Annotated in this window: 13 protein-coding genes and 1 pseudogene; 8 read left to right on the top strand and 6 right to left on the bottom strand. The window is 62.7% G+C overall.

Features of this window, described 5'->3' with window-relative positions; translation table 11 throughout:
* The first annotated feature begins 1 nt into the window (after position 1).
* On the top strand, positions 2–1,588 hold the full coding sequence (locus ACT01B_RS09745) for an MFS transporter (protein ID WP_445147153.1): 1,587 nt from the start codon (positions 2–4) through the stop codon (positions 1,586–1,588).
* 61 nt (positions 1,589–1,649) lie between these two features.
* On the opposite strand, the gene ACT01B_RS09740 is transcribed toward ACT01B_RS09745, so the two are convergent.
* Positions 1,650–3,146: an efflux transporter outer membrane subunit gene (locus ACT01B_RS09740; RefSeq protein ID WP_445147152.1), complete on the bottom strand. Its 1,497-nt coding sequence runs from the start codon at positions 3,144–3,146 to the stop codon at positions 1,650–1,652.
* Between the two features lie 448 nt (positions 3,147–3,594).
* On the opposite strand from ACT01B_RS09740, the gene ACT01B_RS09735 reads away from it, so the two are divergent.
* Together ACT01B_RS09735 and ACT01B_RS09730 are read left to right on the top strand one after the other, a co-directional pair.
* Positions 3,595–4,002, top strand: a complete 408-nt coding sequence (locus ACT01B_RS09735) for an OsmC family protein (RefSeq protein ID WP_445147151.1) — start codon at positions 3,595–3,597, stop codon at positions 4,000–4,002.
* Positions 4,003–4,481: 479 nt separating this feature from the next.
* Positions 4,482–6,116, top strand: a complete 1,635-nt coding sequence (locus ACT01B_RS09730) for an MASE1 domain-containing protein (RefSeq protein WP_445147150.1) — start codon at positions 4,482–4,484, stop codon at positions 6,114–6,116.
* 20 nt (positions 6,117–6,136) lie between these two features.
* On the opposite strand, the gene ACT01B_RS09725 is transcribed toward ACT01B_RS09730, so the two are convergent.
* Positions 6,137–6,601: a hypothetical protein gene (locus ACT01B_RS09725; protein WP_445147149.1), complete on the bottom strand. Its 465-nt coding sequence runs from the start codon at positions 6,599–6,601 to the stop codon at positions 6,137–6,139.
* A gap of 462 nt (positions 6,602–7,063) precedes the next feature.
* Between ACT01B_RS09725 and ACT01B_RS09720 the strand changes: the two genes are divergently transcribed.
* Complete coding sequence (locus tag ACT01B_RS09720) at positions 7,064–8,059, top strand: MBL fold metallo-hydrolase (RefSeq protein WP_445147148.1); 996 nt, start codon at positions 7,064–7,066, stop codon at positions 8,057–8,059.
* Between the two features lie 40 nt (positions 8,060–8,099).
* Entirely contained in the window at positions 8,100–9,107 is a 1,008-nt protein-coding gene (locus tag ACT01B_RS09715; protein ID WP_445147147.1) for an NAD(P)H-quinone oxidoreductase, read from the top strand.
* 64 nt (positions 9,108–9,171) lie between these two features.
* On the opposite strand, the gene ACT01B_RS09710 is transcribed toward ACT01B_RS09715, so the two are convergent.
* Positions 9,172–9,402 (bottom strand): hypothetical protein, encoded by a 231-nt coding sequence (locus ACT01B_RS09710; protein WP_445147146.1) that lies wholly within the window; start codon positions 9,400–9,402, stop codon positions 9,172–9,174.
* A 120-nt stretch (positions 9,403–9,522) separates the two neighbouring features.
* On the opposite strand from ACT01B_RS09710, the gene ACT01B_RS09705 reads away from it, so the two are divergent.
* Positions 9,523–9,750: a hypothetical protein gene (locus tag ACT01B_RS09705; RefSeq protein ID WP_445147145.1), complete on the top strand. Its 228-nt coding sequence runs from the start codon at positions 9,523–9,525 to the stop codon at positions 9,748–9,750.
* A 7-nt stretch (positions 9,751–9,757) separates the two neighbouring features.
* Here the strand turns inward: ACT01B_RS09705 and ACT01B_RS09700 are convergent, their stop codons facing one another.
* The gene (locus ACT01B_RS09700; RefSeq protein ID WP_445147144.1) at positions 9,758–10,192 is read right to left on the bottom strand and encodes a universal stress protein; all 435 of its coding nucleotides are present in this window, start codon (positions 10,190–10,192) and stop codon (positions 9,758–9,760) included.
* A gap of 257 nt (positions 10,193–10,449) precedes the next feature.
* On the opposite strand from ACT01B_RS09700, the pseudogene ACT01B_RS09695 reads away from it, so the two are divergent.
* Together ACT01B_RS09695 and ACT01B_RS09690 are read left to right on the top strand one after the other, a co-directional pair.
* Positions 10,450–10,545 (top strand): annotated as a pseudogene (locus tag ACT01B_RS09695) (universal stress protein); the annotation flags it as partial.
* Positions 10,546–10,689: 144 nt separating this feature from the next.
* Positions 10,690–11,271, top strand: a complete 582-nt coding sequence (locus ACT01B_RS09690; protein ID WP_445147143.1) for a GNAT family N-acetyltransferase — start codon at positions 10,690–10,692, stop codon at positions 11,269–11,271.
* 72 nt (positions 11,272–11,343) lie between these two features.
* Here ACT01B_RS09690 and ACT01B_RS09685 read toward each other — a convergent pair whose 3' ends face one another.
* Positions 11,344–13,641, bottom strand: coding sequence for a TonB-dependent receptor (locus tag ACT01B_RS09685; RefSeq protein ID WP_445147142.1), 2,298 nt, complete (start codon positions 13,639–13,641; stop codon positions 11,344–11,346).
* A gap of 180 nt (positions 13,642–13,821) precedes the next feature.
* Positions 13,822–14,160 (bottom strand): DUF2946 domain-containing protein, encoded by a 339-nt coding sequence (locus ACT01B_RS09680; protein WP_445147141.1) that lies wholly within the window; start codon positions 14,158–14,160, stop codon positions 13,822–13,824.
* Positions 14,161–14,276: the final 116 nt, after the last annotated feature.

Raw genomic sequence — 14,276 nt, 5'->3', positions numbered from 1 at the left:
CATGAAGACGCCGGGCTTCGGCGAAAGTCTCGCCCCATTGCGTATTCCCGTATTCGGGATGCTTTGGTTTGCCACCATCCTGGGCAATACCGGCAGCTTTATCCGTGACGCGGCGAGCAGCTGGCTGGTCACCGATTTATCCACCTCGCCATCCGCCGTGGCGACCATCCAGGCGATGAGTGTGCTGCCTGGTTTCCTGCTCGCCATCTTCGCTGGCGTGCTCTCCGATATCCTCGATCGCCGGCGCCTGCTGATCATCATCCAGCTCGTGTTGGCCCTGGTCAGCGTCACCTTGATGTTGCTCGCCCGCGCCAACGCATTGACGGTGCAGTTGCTCACCGCCCTCACCTTTGCCAGCGGCACCGGCGCTGCATTGATGGCGCCCAGCTGGCAAGCGATCGTGCCCGAACTGGTGTCGCGTGATCAGCTGAAATCGGCGATCGCGCTGAACTCCCTTGGCGTCAACATCGCGCGTGCCGTTGGCCCGGCTGTTGCGGGCCTGCTGCTGGTGGCATTGGGGGCTCCGTATGCCTACGCCATCGATGCGACCAGCGACCTCATTGTGGTGGGTGCGCTATTGCGATGGCATCGGGAACCATCGGCCGACTACACGCTTCCCGAGCGATTCGGCGGGGCATTTCGCGCAGGCATCCGGTTTGGACTGGCCAGTCGCGAACTGCAGCGGATCCTGCTTCGCGCGGCCGTCTATTTTCTATTCTCAAGCGCCATTTGGGCGCTGCTCCCGTTGATTGCGCGCCGCTTGCTGGGCGGGAGTGCCGGACTCTATGGTGTCCTGCTCGGCGCCGTCGGCCTTGGTGCGATCCTGGGCGCCTTGCTGCTACCAAGAGTGCGTGCTCGGACCAATACGGATCGATTGATGCTCTTCGCATCGGCGGTCACCGCCGTGATCATGGCCTTGATCGCCCTGGTGCCTCATCGCTGGCTGGCGCTACCAGCACTGCTGGTGTTGGGCGGCGCGTGGATTGCTGCGCTGACCAGCCTGAGCGGGGTGACCCAGGCCATTCTGCCCAATTGGGTGCGCGGACGTGGCCTGGCCATCTATCTCACGGTGTTTAGCGGAGCGATGGCGGCAGGCAGTTTTGGCTGGGGCCTGGTGGCCGACGGGCTGGGGCTGGCCAATGCGCTGTTGCTGAGCGCGGGCGGTCTCGCGCTTGCCGCCGTCCTGCTGGAACGCATCCCGTTGCCGCCGGGCGAGGCTGACCTTTCCGCATCCAGTCATTGGCCTGAGCCCCTGGTCGCCGCGCCGGTGCCGGGAGATCGTGGCCCCGTGCTGGTTCTGGTGGAATACCACATTCGCCACGGCGATCGAGAGGGCTTCCTGCGCGCACTGCAGGCGCTTGGCAATGAGCGCATGCGCGATGGCGCCTACAATTGCGGCGTCAGCGAAGACGCCGCCGATCCGCGGCGCATCGTGGAGTGGTTCTTCGTGGAATCCTGGGCGGAGCATTTGCGCCAGCACCAGCGCGTGTCCCGTGCCGACGCGGATCTACAAGACATCGTCCTGCGTTATCACACCGGGACCGCACCACCGAAGGTGAGTCATTTCCTCGCCCTGAAAGGCGCATGACGACGTCGATCAAGGGCCGCGCGCGCACGTCGCACCACCAGCGCGCTGCGACATCGCTCGCTCAGCGACTTGGCTTGTTGCTGGCCGACGAGGCCTGCTGCGGATGCTCCGCATTGACCTCGGCCACCTCCGCCGTACCGTCAAAGCCGCCGCCCAATGCCTCGATCAGACGCACGGAAATATCCGTCTGCTGGCTTTCCAGCAGGGCCAGCCTTTGCTGTGCCAGCAGCAATTCCTGACGACTCGTCAGTGGCGTCAGCGGCCCCTTCAGGCCGCCACGGTACGCCTTGATCGCGTCATCCCAGCTCTTCTGCGCGTCTTCCTCGGCGCGCTTCTCCAGCACGATCTGGGCGCGCACCGAGGTCAACGCGGACACCTGGTCGGATACGTCGTTCAAGGCGTTGACGAGTAGGCCGTTGTATCGCGCCACCAAGGCGTCATAGCCGGCATCGGCAGCCGCAAGCTGGGCGCGTCGGCGACCGCCATCAAAGAGTGGCAGGCTCAGCGCCGGACCAAAGGCGTAGGTTCGCGCAGGCAACTGGAACAGATTGGTGCTGCCACCGAGGGCAACAAAGCCGGCCATCGCGCTCAGGCTGATATTGGGCAGGAATTCGGTCTTGGTGGATTTGACGTCTTTTCCGGCCGCCTCGACCTGCCAGCGTGCGGCGACGAGATCGGCGCGACGGCCGATCAGGTCCACCGGTAGCTTATCGGGCAAGACCGCGGGCCCGAGATCGACCAGATGCGGTCGATCGATGGCAAGCCCACGATCCGGCCCCTGCCCCAACAGGATCGAAAGACTGCTGCGTGCCGCATCGATGGCGCGTTCAGCGGCCACTTTCTGCTGCTCGGCACCGGCAACCTGGGCGTCGGCCAGATGCTGTTGTTGCGGCGCCTCAAGGCCACCCGTCACCAGGCGCCGGGTCACGTCCAGTGCCTGCGTGGTGCGCTGCAGCTCGGCCTCGGCAACATCCTTCTGGGCGAAAGCGTAGCCGAGCCGCACATAGGCGCGCGCCACATTGACGGAAAGCTGGATGCGCGCGGCATAAGCGTCGATTTGAGCGGCGCGACTTCGACCGAGGGCCGCTTCCCACGCGTCGCGCTTGCCGCCCCACAGATCAAGGTCCCACGAGAATCCGGCCGTAATCGACTTGCTCCAGCCAAACGTGCCCAGCACGTATGGCGGGTAGATCGGATTCTTGCTGGAAAGACGGGCGCCGGTGATCGAGGCATCCAGCTCTCCTTGCGGCTTGCGGCCGGCGTTGTAGCTATCTGCCACGGCTTGCGCCTGTCGGGCGCGCGCCTCGGCCTCATCCAGGCTGGGATTGTTCTTGAGTGCCTCATCGATCAGCGAGGTCAATTGAGGATCGCCAAAACCCACCCACCAGTCCTGCGCCGGCCACGCCGTTGCACTGAGTCTGACATCCGCGAGGCTGCGCTCGGACGCGAGCTTGTCTGATTCGGTCAGCGTACCGGTGGTATGCAGGCCACGACTGGTGGCACAGCCAGCTAGCGTGATGCAAAGCGCCAAAGCGGTGGAAAGAACAGGTGAGCGCATGGGGAAGATCATCCGGGGAAGGAAAGCAACAGGGGCGCACGGCGAAGCCGCTCATTGCCAAGGTCGCGAAGCCGCGCGAGGCGACCGCTGCCGACGTGCTAGCCGGCGGTTTCGACGTCATGGCGAGTCGTCATGGTCGATCAACGCCAAATCTCGCTCAGCAAATACTAGGGACGCCCGAGTGTCGCAATTATATCGCCGACACTTGATGTATGCATCGCAAAAACGACATGCTCCGGGTAGCCGAGCCGCCAGGGTCGAAAACGCGGCGCGCAAGCCCATCCAAGCACCGCTACCTTGGTCGAATTGCATAGTCGCGCGTGATTGCGCTTGCCATGCACCTGGCGGTGCGAGTCCCGCCGCCTACGCTGGTAGCGCGAAGTCGAGGCTGGCCTGAACCGAGTAGCTCAGGTGCGCGGCATAACAACATCAATCGGAGTTTTACAACATGTCACGCGTTTCGCTCGCCACCATTGAGTCCACCGGCTCCAACTATCTTCACCACATCAAGGCGGGCCACTTCGCACTCGATACCGATGAGCCCACCCAGCTCGGCGGGCAAGGTGTCGGACCGGCGCCCTTCGACTATTACCTCGCCTCGCTCGCGGCGTGCACGGCTATCACGCTGCGCATGTACGCACAACACAAGGGTTGGGAGCTGGGCCAATTTCGCGCCGAGCTTGAATTGACTCGTGACGATGAAGGGCGCATGCATGTGCATCGTGTCCTGCGCTCGGACCAGCCGTTATCCGATGAGCAATGGCAGCGCCTGCTTGAGATCGTCGCCAACACACCGGTGACCAAGGCCATGCGCGAGGGTGCCGTCATAACCAGCGCGCGCGGTGACGCGCTGTAAGGGGCTAAGCCGCCATCTGCCACCAGGGACAAGGTCGCGCCTTGGCCTGTCCCGACGCTATTCAAGCGCGGCATACTTCCTTGCCGGCCAGGGTCTTGGCCGCAAATCACGCGGCCATGCACACCATCCATGGGCGCCATCTTGCCGACGTCGCAAATACTCGCGACAGGATGCGATGCCCATCCTGCGACCCCCTTCACCAAGAAATCACCCGGGGACGTGCAAAAGTCCGCATGGGGAATCCCATGCGAGACACGTCGCCGGGTGGCATGCCACCTGACTCACGACACGCTACGCAAGAAGGACTACTTTCAGGGCAGTCCGAGTGACTTCACGCGCAGAACCAGGCCGTCCAAACAACGCGCGTGACTCGGGGCATCACAGGTCTTCAAGGGCGCTGCTTCGCTGTCGCCCGGTGTATCGCATTACCTCGTGCCCGGGTGAACCCTGGGAAAGTGGCAATCAAGGGGATGCAAGCGATGGGGGAAACAACAAGGCGATTTTACTGGAGCCGCCAGCTTGCCATCGCCGGCACGTATGCGGCCTGTTACCTATTGCTGCGCAGCGTATCCACCTCGCACTGGAACCTGCCGGCCGGACTACGCCTGGCGTGCCTGCTGCTGGTTCCTCGCCGTTACTGGCCCGCACTGATCGTCGGCGAATTCATTCCTGTCGGCTATCACGCATGGATTTGCCGGGAAGAGTTCGGGTGGCATTGGGCACTGCTGACGGCCATCCCCCCGGTGGCCCCGCTGGCCATCGTGGTCGCGTGGTGTCAGCGCCGCTCCCGCCTGTTTCGCGGCAACCACCAGATCAACATGATCATGTTGCTTGGCGTGACGATGTCGGCCGGGTTGCTTACCGCCATCTGCAACGCTGCCATTCTGACTACCGTGCGGATGGCCAGTCAGGTGGTCGCACCCGCAGTTAGCGCTCAAGTCGTATTCGGCTACTTCCTCGGCAATTATCTGGGTGCGCTTACGCTGGTGCCCGCCGTCCTTGCCCTCTATCTCTGGTTGACCGAGAGCCCGGGCGCAAGCTCAGAGGCGACGCTTTGGCAAAGCCATCTGGCCAGGGACTGCGTGATCGGCGTGCTGCTGCCCCTGTTTGCCTTCATGGGCCTGGTCCTCAGCAGTCATGGCGACGGCATGCAGGTATTTCGTATCGCTATGTTTCTGCCGGTGGTGTGGCTCACCTCTCGCCACGGCTGGCAAGGTGCAGCCCTGGGTGGCATGTTGGCAAGCATGGCCGTGGCGACTACGTCGACCATGGTTCGCGACCCGGAAGTCATCCAGGCACAGGCGTTGATGGCCTTCGCCATCACCACCCTGCTCATGCTCGGCTCGCGCATCGCGCATCAGACACATTCCGCGCATTCCAGCCAGGCCGATACCTTGCGCGGATTCCAGCTGGCGCAACAAGGTCTTTATCTCGAAGAACTGCGACTGCGCCAGGCTGCCGATACGCTCGAACATATCGGCCAGAGCATTCGCGAGAACCACAATCGCTTGCTGGATCGCCTTCGACATGTGTTGCCGGCGAACGAGGAGCGCGCCTATTCCCGACAGGCCGCGCTCACCCAACACGAAATGCATCGACTGGCTAACGCGCTCTACCCTCGTGGCTGGCGTGAGCGGGGCGTGCCTGCCACGTTGCGCGAAGGACCGTTTGCCCAGGCCGTCGCCATGGCAGGCGCCACCTATCGCTGCGATCTGTCGGGGCGCAGGCTGAGCCAGTTGGCACCGGATGTCCATATGGCGCTCTATCGCCTGGCGTGCGAAGTGCTGGTCTACGTCCTTTCGCGCGGCCAGTCGCAGCACATCCACTTGCAAGTACGTGGCGGCCATACGGGTGGCCAGCGCTGGGTCGTCATGCGCCTGGTCGGTAGGCGCGGGGCACCTGACGGCGACGCAACGGCACCTACAGCGGAGTCCTGGAAGCAGGCCATGACGTTATTGGGAGCGAGCGGGCTTGGCATCGCCAGCATTCGCGACCGCGCGCAGATCTATGGCGGCTACGTGCATCTGCGCGATCTAGCCGATGGCTTGAGCGTGACGCTGCTGCTGCGCGACTCGCTACGGGCCTTTCCGCTCCATCGAGGCGCCTCCGCCTAGGAGGCGCCTCGACCCTCCGGTCACTGGATCCGCGAGGTGCACTCGATCGGATCCGTGCAATCGCCGTTCGCCGCGAACAGACGCAGCGTGCCATCCGCCTGCGGGGCCACCAACACCTTGACGTCGGCGTTCTGATAGACGATTTCGCCTTTCTTGCTGGCAGGCGCAGGCAATGGCTCCTGCGGAGTCGCCAGGCCAGCCGCGTCCACTCCTACCGGCAGGCCGAGGAAACTACCTTGCGCCGCGGCAAAAGCAGCCCGCACATGGCCATTCAGATCATTGATCTGGAAATAGCGGATACCACCGCGCTGAAACAGGTAGACATGCCAGTGCGGGCTGGCGCTGACGTCGGTGGTATTGGGCCATGCCTGCCCGAGCCCCGTGACTGGCGGGCCGCCGGCCGCCAGGGCGCTGGTTGGAGACAACGCCATGGCCAACAAGCCAACCGCGGCCACGCGCGCAAACCCGTTCGATGCATGATGCATATGCTTTCCCTTCATAGCCGACCCCTGATTGCTAGATGCCGCCTGGCATCTACCGATTGGTTTTCGGATCGGCACGACGTCTCGTGGAGATGTCGCCGATCCACTGAATTCGCCTTGCCCCCGATATGCACTAGAAACCCCGGATGCATGCGCGGCAGTAAGGCCAGAGCTATCCAACGGCAACGACACTCTCGCCGGGCAAGGTGGTGACGCGCTTGGCTGGATACGCCCTATAGCCCTTCAATCGGCGTGTAGCCGACGTGAATTCGCTGGACGCGCATGGCTTGAGCACTGCTTTACGACGCCCAGCGTTGCCATGTATGCGCGGCGGAACGGCATCGTTTCGGCGCACGAGAACGCCCTTCGGACAAACGGCTTTAAACCTTGTCCCGCCCACCTGCATCCGACGCCGAGGATCGTCCTGCGCCATGATGGCGCACCCCTCATGACCGGCGAAGCACGATGAAACGGATGCTGTATGGATTGCTGGCTTTCGGCTTTTTGCTCGCTGACTCGGCGTCGGCGCAACTGGCCGCCGGTTCGATGGACGTGCAATGGAATAGTGGCGCGGCGGATTGCAAGGTAAACCCGCCGCAGCCTTTGCAGGTCCATCGCTATAACGAAAATACTTATATTTTGCGCGAGAGCCTCTGCACCACCTACGAGGCCCCCTTCATGTATCTGTTGATCGGCGACGCCAAGGCCTTGCTGATCGACACCGGTGATGTGACAGAGGCGCAAAAGGTACCGCTGGCATCCACGGTCATGTCGTTGCTGCCGTCCGTTGGCGGCTCGAAAATGCCGCTCATCGTCGTGCACACCCATGGCCACCTCGATCATCGATCCGGCGATGCCCAGTTCACTTCGATGCCTCAAGCGACGATCGTTGGCACCGATCTCGCGCACGTCACCGAGTACTTCGGCTTCTCCCGTTGGCCCGATGGCATCGCCCAGGTCGATCTCGGCGGCCGCATCGTCGATGTCATACCCACACCAGGGCACTACGCATCGCATGTCTCCTACTACGATCGCGCGACGGGACTCGTTTTCACCGGCGACTTCTTCCTGCCGGGCCGACTCATCATCGACGACGCCGACGCCGACCGGGCCAGTGCCGCGCGCATGACTGAGTTCATCCGTACGCGTCCCGTGACCTACGTACTGGGCGGGCATATTGAGATGGACCGCAATGACCAGACCCTGGAAATGGGCTCCACCCATCACCCGAACGAGCGGGCGTTGCCTCTGGACAAAGAAGCGTTGATGAAGCTGCCATCCGTCCTGGCAAGCTATAACGGCTTTTACGGGCACAGCGGCATGTTCGTGATGTACAGCCAGAGGCGCGTGCTGCAATGCCTGGCGGGCGCAGCCGTGGTGCTTCTTATCGGCATCGGCTTCGGTATACGCTGGTTCGTCCGACGCCGCAGGCGTCAGCGGGTTTCGCCAGCAAAGGCATAGCGAGCCCCGACCCAGCACACCAGACAGCGGGAGCATAACGATGCGCCAGGTACCGCCGAGCAGCATGATCGAGATCCAGATCACAGCACCTGGTGGACCGGACGTATTGCAGCCTCACAGCACGCCGACGCCGCAAGCGGGACCGGGAGAACTGCTGGTTCGCGTCGAGGCCGCGGGCGTCAACCGGCCCGACGTACTGCAGCGTGCCGGGCACTACCCGGTACCGCCGGGCGCCAGCCCCATACCCGGGCTGGAAGTGGCCGGCACGGTTGCCGCACTCGGCCAAGGCGTGCGCGGATTTGCCCTCGGCGATGCCGTTTGCGGGCTCACCAATGGTGGTGGCTACGCGCAGTACTGCGTGATTCCGGCGGGTCAGGTGCTGCCGGTGCCGAAGGGACTGAGCTGGCGACAAGCGGCCGCCATCCCCGAAACCTTCTTCACGGTATGGGCCAACCTGTTCGATATGGGGCACGCCGGCAAGCGTGACACCGTACTGATCCATGGCGGCAGCAGTGGCATCGGCACGACGGCGCTCATGCTGTGTCGCGAATTCGGTATCCGCGCGTTCGCTACCGCGGGCAACGCGGAGAAATGTGACGCCATTCGTGCACTGGGCGGCTATCCGATCAATTATCGCGAAACGTCGTTCGTCGAGAGCGTGCTGGAACAGACGGACGGGCGCGGTGTGGATGTCATCCTCGACATCATGGGTGGCAGCTATTTCAACGACAACCTGGCTGCGCTGGCTCTCGATGGACGTTTGCTGATCATTGGCTTTCTGGGTGGAGCCGTCGCCAGGGAGGCCAACCTGGCCGCCATCGCGCATAAGCGTGCCCACGTCACGGGTTCGACCATGCGCCGACGCACGGCCGCGGAAAAGGCCGCGATTGCCGATTTATTGCGGACCCACGTCTGGCCGGTGTTGGCGGAGGGTCGTTGCCTGCCGATCATTCATGCGGTCTACCCGCTCGAGCGTGCCGCGGATGCGCATCGCGCGATGGAAGCCGGGCAACATATCGGCAAGCTCGTGCTTGAGATCAGTCACTGAGTAGCGACAGGTTCGCGCCGAACCTTCGCTCCCCATCCGCGCGCCCCTGGTCGCGTCAAACGAGTCAAATCAACGATGCCTCGTAGTGCGTCATGCATGGAAACGGCGTATGTCCTCGGGTCGTCTCCACCAGTTCTTCCATCTGGCGCCTGGCTTCACGGATCTGCATCTCGCCCGATGGATGCCGCCTCAGCTGCGCGCATAGCAGCTCTACCTCCTGTTGCAACAGGGAGTTCTGTTCGAGCAGCTCATCGCATGCACGGGAAAGCAAGTCGTTTTCGCGTTCCGATTCCATGATCGCCTCGCCTCGTTGCCCTGAGGTATTCAAGCTGCCGCTCTCGCCGTTAAACCAATGTGACCCTTTGGATAAAGATTTCGCGCAGGGTTGACGGTGGCCCGGTGTAGGCTTGGCAACATGGCCAAGTCTCATGCCGAACTCGCCCAAATGCTGGATGCCCTGGATGAATTCATCCCCGGACTGGCCCAGAGCAAGTCGAATGCCAACGATTTCTGGTCCACCTTCAAGCAGCTGGCGGACGCCGTCCAGGCCCATGCCGGGCCCGACGACCAGGGCTGGATCTGCGATCGCCTTGACGCTATCCAGGTAAAACATCACCTGGTGCCGCCCGCCGATCAGATCTGATCGACATCTAGTGACAAACCAGCACAGGAAGGTCGCAGCACAGCATCACCTTATGCGTCACGCTGCCCAGCAACACGCGCTCCAGCCCCTGCGCGCCCCGCGATGACATCACGATCAGGTCGCAGTGATGTTTCGCCGCAGCCGCCACGATGGCCACATAGGGTCGCAGATCGAAGACATACTCGGTTTCACAGGGCACCCCGGCGGCGGCGGCGCGCTTGCAAACCTCACCCAGGTAGCCTTCAGCTCGCACTTTGGCGAGTTCGGTGTAGGAGCTTCGCGACTGGAGCAGTTCGGCGACGTACGAAACCGCGGGCAGCGGTGGAAGCACATGGACGGTATGCACGCGGGCCCCGAGTCTGCTCGCCAGTTCGATGCCGACATCCACGGCATTGAGCGCATGTGGGGAACCATCGACGGGAAGAAGTATGTGCTGAAACATGTCGGAACCTCCCTTTGGCGGAGCCGGTATCAGTGTAAGCCGATGGACGCTTGGCGCGAGCACGCAGCGGCCTGGCAGGCAGGTGATCTATCGCACTGACCCCGGTCATGGCGCGTGAAGAACGCCCGAACCAAGGCACGCGGGTCCCGGGACTCTCCGCCGCCAGTCGATTGACCCCGGTCAAGACCCTGCCGGGTGGCGCGCCTAATCTCATAACAGGCGCTCGACGACCGTTGCACGACGCTAGGCGCCACCACGCGCATGGCTGGCGCGGCATGACCCGCCTGTTGCTGGGCAGTGAAACCCAGAAGGTCTTGCTGAGCACCGACGTACCGGTGCTGGTGTACCACTGAAGGCATTCACGTCACGAGGCGATGCTTCCGCGTCCCCCTTCGTGACCGATGCGAGTTGACTCATATCAACCTGGGCAGAGCAGCCGGCGCGTACAAGTTTCCCATGAACGCCGTCATCGATTCCTCACCTGTCCGGAGGACGCCATGTCCATTTCCATTCGCTCCCTCGAGCCCTCACTCGAATCGGGTATCACCTATATTGCCGAGACACTCGGGGACGATCACTGGATCGATCATCTGCGCGATGGCACGCCCGTTCTGATCCGTCCCCTGCTGGCTGGGGATCGTGATCTGGAAACGAACTTCATTCGCGACTTGTCGCCCCAATCGCGGCGCCTGCGCTTCCTGTGCAACTTTAAGCAACCCAGCGAAGCGCTCATCGACCAGCTCATGAATCTCGATTACCAGAAGCGCATGGCCTTCATCGCGCTGATCCACGACAAGGGCGAGCTGCGAGAGATCGGCGTGAGCCGCTATTGCGCCACCACGGAAGACCACATTTGCGAGAGCGCTGTTACGGTGGCTGATGACTGGCTCAATCGCGGGCTCGGCGCCTTGCTGATGCGCCACCTTATCGACGCGGCGCGCAAGCACGGATTCCATCGCATGGTCTCGATGGACTCGGCTGCCAACCAACCGATGAGTGGTCTTGCCAGGCATCTCGGCTTTGAACGCCGCCTGGACCCCGCCGATCCGTCCCAGGCCATTCATACGCTTGAGCTGTGACTCGCACGCCGCCAAGATCTACGGGACCGCAACCCTCCCTCTGCACAAGCAGGGGAGGGTTCGCCGTCACGCTCAGAGGCTGAGCTTGAGATCGGCCATGTACGTACGCTGCGGGAACGGGTGGTAAAGGTAGTACTTCTCGTTGGTGAAGTTGTCCACGCCGAACGACGCCGATAGATGATCATTGATCTGGTAATGCGCGCGCGCATCGAATACCCGGAAGCTGTCGAAAGCGCCGAACACCTGAGGCGTGTTGTCGGTGTTGTCGAGCGTCGAGTATTGGCGCCCGCTGTAACGTCCGGCCAAGGTGAACGCCCAAGCTGCATTGGGGCGGTAGGTTGCCACGGCCGTGGCCCGCCAGCGCGGCACGTACGGTGCGCGCTTTCCTTCCGAGGTGGTTCCCGTCGTGCTGGCAAAATTGTCGTTGGAAAGAATGGTGGAGTCGACGAAGGTGACACTGCCCGATAACTCGAGCCCAGGTATCAGTACATGGTCTTTCTGCGCTATCAGTTCGATGCCTCGATTGCGCAACTCGCCCACGTTCATCACGTAGGTCACTGGCACCGCTACGCTGGGTAGTGTGGCCGTTTGCGAGACCAGTGCCTGCCTGGTGTTCTCCTGGAACAGGGATAGCCGTAGCAAGCCCTGATCGATGGGGTGTTCGATCGCCAACTCGCCGCTGCGTACCGTTTCCGGCTTCAAGTCGGGATTGGGCACCGCATACGTCAGGCCCGTGGATACCAGCTGATACAACTCGCCCACGGTGGGAAAGCGCACCGCCCTGGCCAGCGAGCCAGTCATGCGCCAGTCCAGTGCCAGGTTCCACTGTAGTGTCGCCTTGGGCGAAAACGCATCGTCCTTCTCCATCGGCTGGGTGACTGCGGTCTTGCCGCTGAAGTTGAAGCCGTTGCTGGCCTTCCACCCTTCATAGCGGCCGCCAATCGTCAGCAACCAGGCCGGCGCAAGCCGCCAGACATCCTGCAACCACAGGGCCTGGGTCTGGGTTCTGCCGCTACCGGCCGAATACAGCGCGGTGACGCTGGACGGATCTTGCCAGCTGGCCAGGTTGTGGGTGGGATTGTTCAACTCGTACCGATCAGCATGGGCGCCCAGCGATACTTCGTGTGCACCGCCAAAACCCTGCGGACGCCAAATGCCAGTGGCATCGACGCTTGACCACTGGGTGCCGCCATAGCTTGCCAGGCGTCCATTGCCGGTGAGCCCGGTACTGCTGGTGACACCGGCGGGCGACCACTGGTCGTCCTTGATGAAATCGTAGTGCGTAATGACCAAGGAGGCGTCGTAGTCACCCCTGCTGTCCGACTTGAGCGATAGCGCCTGCATCAAGTGATGCGCACTCAGCTCATAGGTGTTGCTGGCAAAGCCCGCAACCTTGCCAAAGCTCGGAAGGCCTGCAGCATCGGAGAGATAAGTGTCCGTGCGCGATTGCCCATCATTGCTCCAGTAACCCACCAGGTAAGAAGCACGCCATTGGGGCGTGATGTCATAGCTGAGCTTGCCGTTCAGATCGAGCATGCGCGTGTGCAGTAGGCCGCCCGCGCCATACACATTGGCCACCTGCCCCAGCTTGTTCAGCGCCGGAATGGTGCCGCTGGTTCCAGTCGGCAAACTCGAACCTGTGATCATCGACAACGGCTGGCTGAAGCTGTTGGTCGCACTGGCGCCAAAGAACCAGCCCAGGTCGCCGCTGCGACCACCCGCCGTCAGGTTGGTCTGGCTGCTGCTGTAGTTGCCATGCGTGCCGTACAAGTCGAACGACTGCACGGCCTGCGTCTGCTTGATGGTGACCTCGGTCTTGTCCGGCATGCGCGTGACGATGCGCATGACGCCCCCCATGGCATTGCCGGCATAGGCCGCCGAGAACGGGCCGTAGAGCATATCGATATGGTCGATCGCCTCGGGCGAAGTCATGCCCCAGCGCGGCGCGCCGATGGTGTTGTTGTTGGCGATCAAGGCCGAGATTGGAATGTCGTCGATATACACCAGGGTCCGCGCGCTGGAGTTCACGCCGCAGGTGCGCGTAGCCAGCACCGGCTGGGTGTCGCCGTAGTTGCGCTTGCGGATGAAGATGCTGGGCAGATACTTGGCGGCGTCCTCGACATCGACCGCATTGATGGTTGCCACTACGCGCTCCACCGGCACGCTTGCCAGGGTGGCGGGGTAGCCGGGTGCCATCGGCGTCTGCGTGGGTGCCGTGACTTTCACGGCGCCAAGACTGGTGACCCGCTTGTCAGCATTTAGAGGTGTTTGCTGATCGACACTGGCCACGCCCTGGGCCAATGCGATGGAAGAGGCAAGCAGGGACAGCGGCACGCCAACAAGCGCTCCGCGAAGAAAAGTACAACACATGGCAATGCATCCATTGATTGCCAGGCACCGACGTGCGGCGCCCAGGAAAGCCCGGACCGATAAGCTGCGGGGCACGACTGGCACTCGCGCAATCCCATGCGCGGCGCGGTGATGCCTCCGTCAGAAGTGGTCGATGAGGGGCCGCGCGCGCTCGTTATGCAGCACGCACGCCCATAATCGTCATCCGACAGGGATGGACGGCGGGCCTCGCGGATGGGCACTTAGCAGGGGCAGCGCGTACCAGCGATGGACGGTGCCCGCAGTGGGTCTCGCCGCTGGAACAGGTGCGACGATGGAGATTGCCAAGCCACCGCCGCCAAGCAGCGGGCTGTGTCCCAGCAATACGCAATAACCGCACTTGTCGGTATGCGGGCCAGGATGGTCCGGAGTCGACGGCGAAGAGTGCTGATCGCTAAGTCCGTGCCCAGTGCACCAGGCACCAAGATCCGGCCACGACGACAGCGACGACAGGGTTTGCGAAACCGTAGGTGCAACCACGAGCAGCCACAGGGCGGCCATAGCCAACCATGTAACGAAACGCCGACGTGTGTTGCTCCTGCTCAACCGCTTTCCCTGTTCGCCAAAGCCTTGAGTAGGCTCCAGACATGATTGCACGAGGCACGGGATTCGAGCAG

It is taken from the genome of Dyella sp. Tek66A03, from assembly GCF_052567735.1.
The sequence above is the reverse complement of the archived record's forward strand: the minus strand, read 5'-3'. Positions and strand labels throughout refer to the sequence as shown.

Bases quoted from the DNA above. Each gene is read 5' to 3' on its own strand.
- ACT01B_RS09700 (WP_445147144.1), bottom strand. From the start codon at position 10,192: ATGTTTCAGCACATACTTCTTCCCGTCGATGGTTCCCCACATGCGCTC.
- ACT01B_RS09685 (WP_445147142.1), bottom strand. From the start codon at position 13,641: ATGTGTTGTACTTTTCTTCGCGGAGCGCTTGTTGGCGTGCCGCTGTCC.
- ACT01B_RS09720 (WP_445147148.1), top strand. From the start codon at position 7,064: ATGAAACGGATGCTGTATGGATTGCTGGCTTTCGGCTTTTTGCTCGCT.
- ACT01B_RS09710 (WP_445147146.1), bottom strand. From the start codon at position 9,402: ATGGAATCGGAACGCGAAAACGACTTGCTTTCCCGTGCATGCGATGAG.
- ACT01B_RS09745 (WP_445147153.1), top strand. From the start codon at position 2: ATGAAGACGCCGGGCTTCGGCGAAAGTCTCGCCCCATTGCGTATTCCC.
- ACT01B_RS09730 (WP_445147150.1), top strand. From the start codon at position 4,482: ATGGGGGAAACAACAAGGCGATTTTACTGGAGCCGCCAGCTTGCCATC.
- ACT01B_RS09735 (WP_445147151.1), top strand. From the start codon at position 3,595: ATGTCACGCGTTTCGCTCGCCACCATTGAGTCCACCGGCTCCAACTAT.
- ACT01B_RS09715 (WP_445147147.1), top strand. From the start codon at position 8,100: ATGCGCCAGGTACCGCCGAGCAGCATGATCGAGATCCAGATCACAGCA.
- ACT01B_RS09690 (WP_445147143.1), top strand. From the start codon at position 10,690: ATGTCCATTTCCATTCGCTCCCTCGAGCCCTCACTCGAATCGGGTATC.
- ACT01B_RS09740 (WP_445147152.1), bottom strand. From the start codon at position 3,146: ATGCGCTCACCTGTTCTTTCCACCGCTTTGGCGCTTTGCATCACGCTA.
- ACT01B_RS09725 (WP_445147149.1), bottom strand. From the start codon at position 6,601: ATGCATCATGCATCGAACGGGTTTGCGCGCGTGGCCGCGGTTGGCTTG.
- ACT01B_RS09680 (WP_445147141.1), bottom strand. From the start codon at position 14,160: ATGGCCGCCCTGTGGCTGCTCGTGGTTGCACCTACGGTTTCGCAAACC.
- ACT01B_RS09705 (WP_445147145.1), top strand. From the start codon at position 9,523: ATGGCCAAGTCTCATGCCGAACTCGCCCAAATGCTGGATGCCCTGGAT.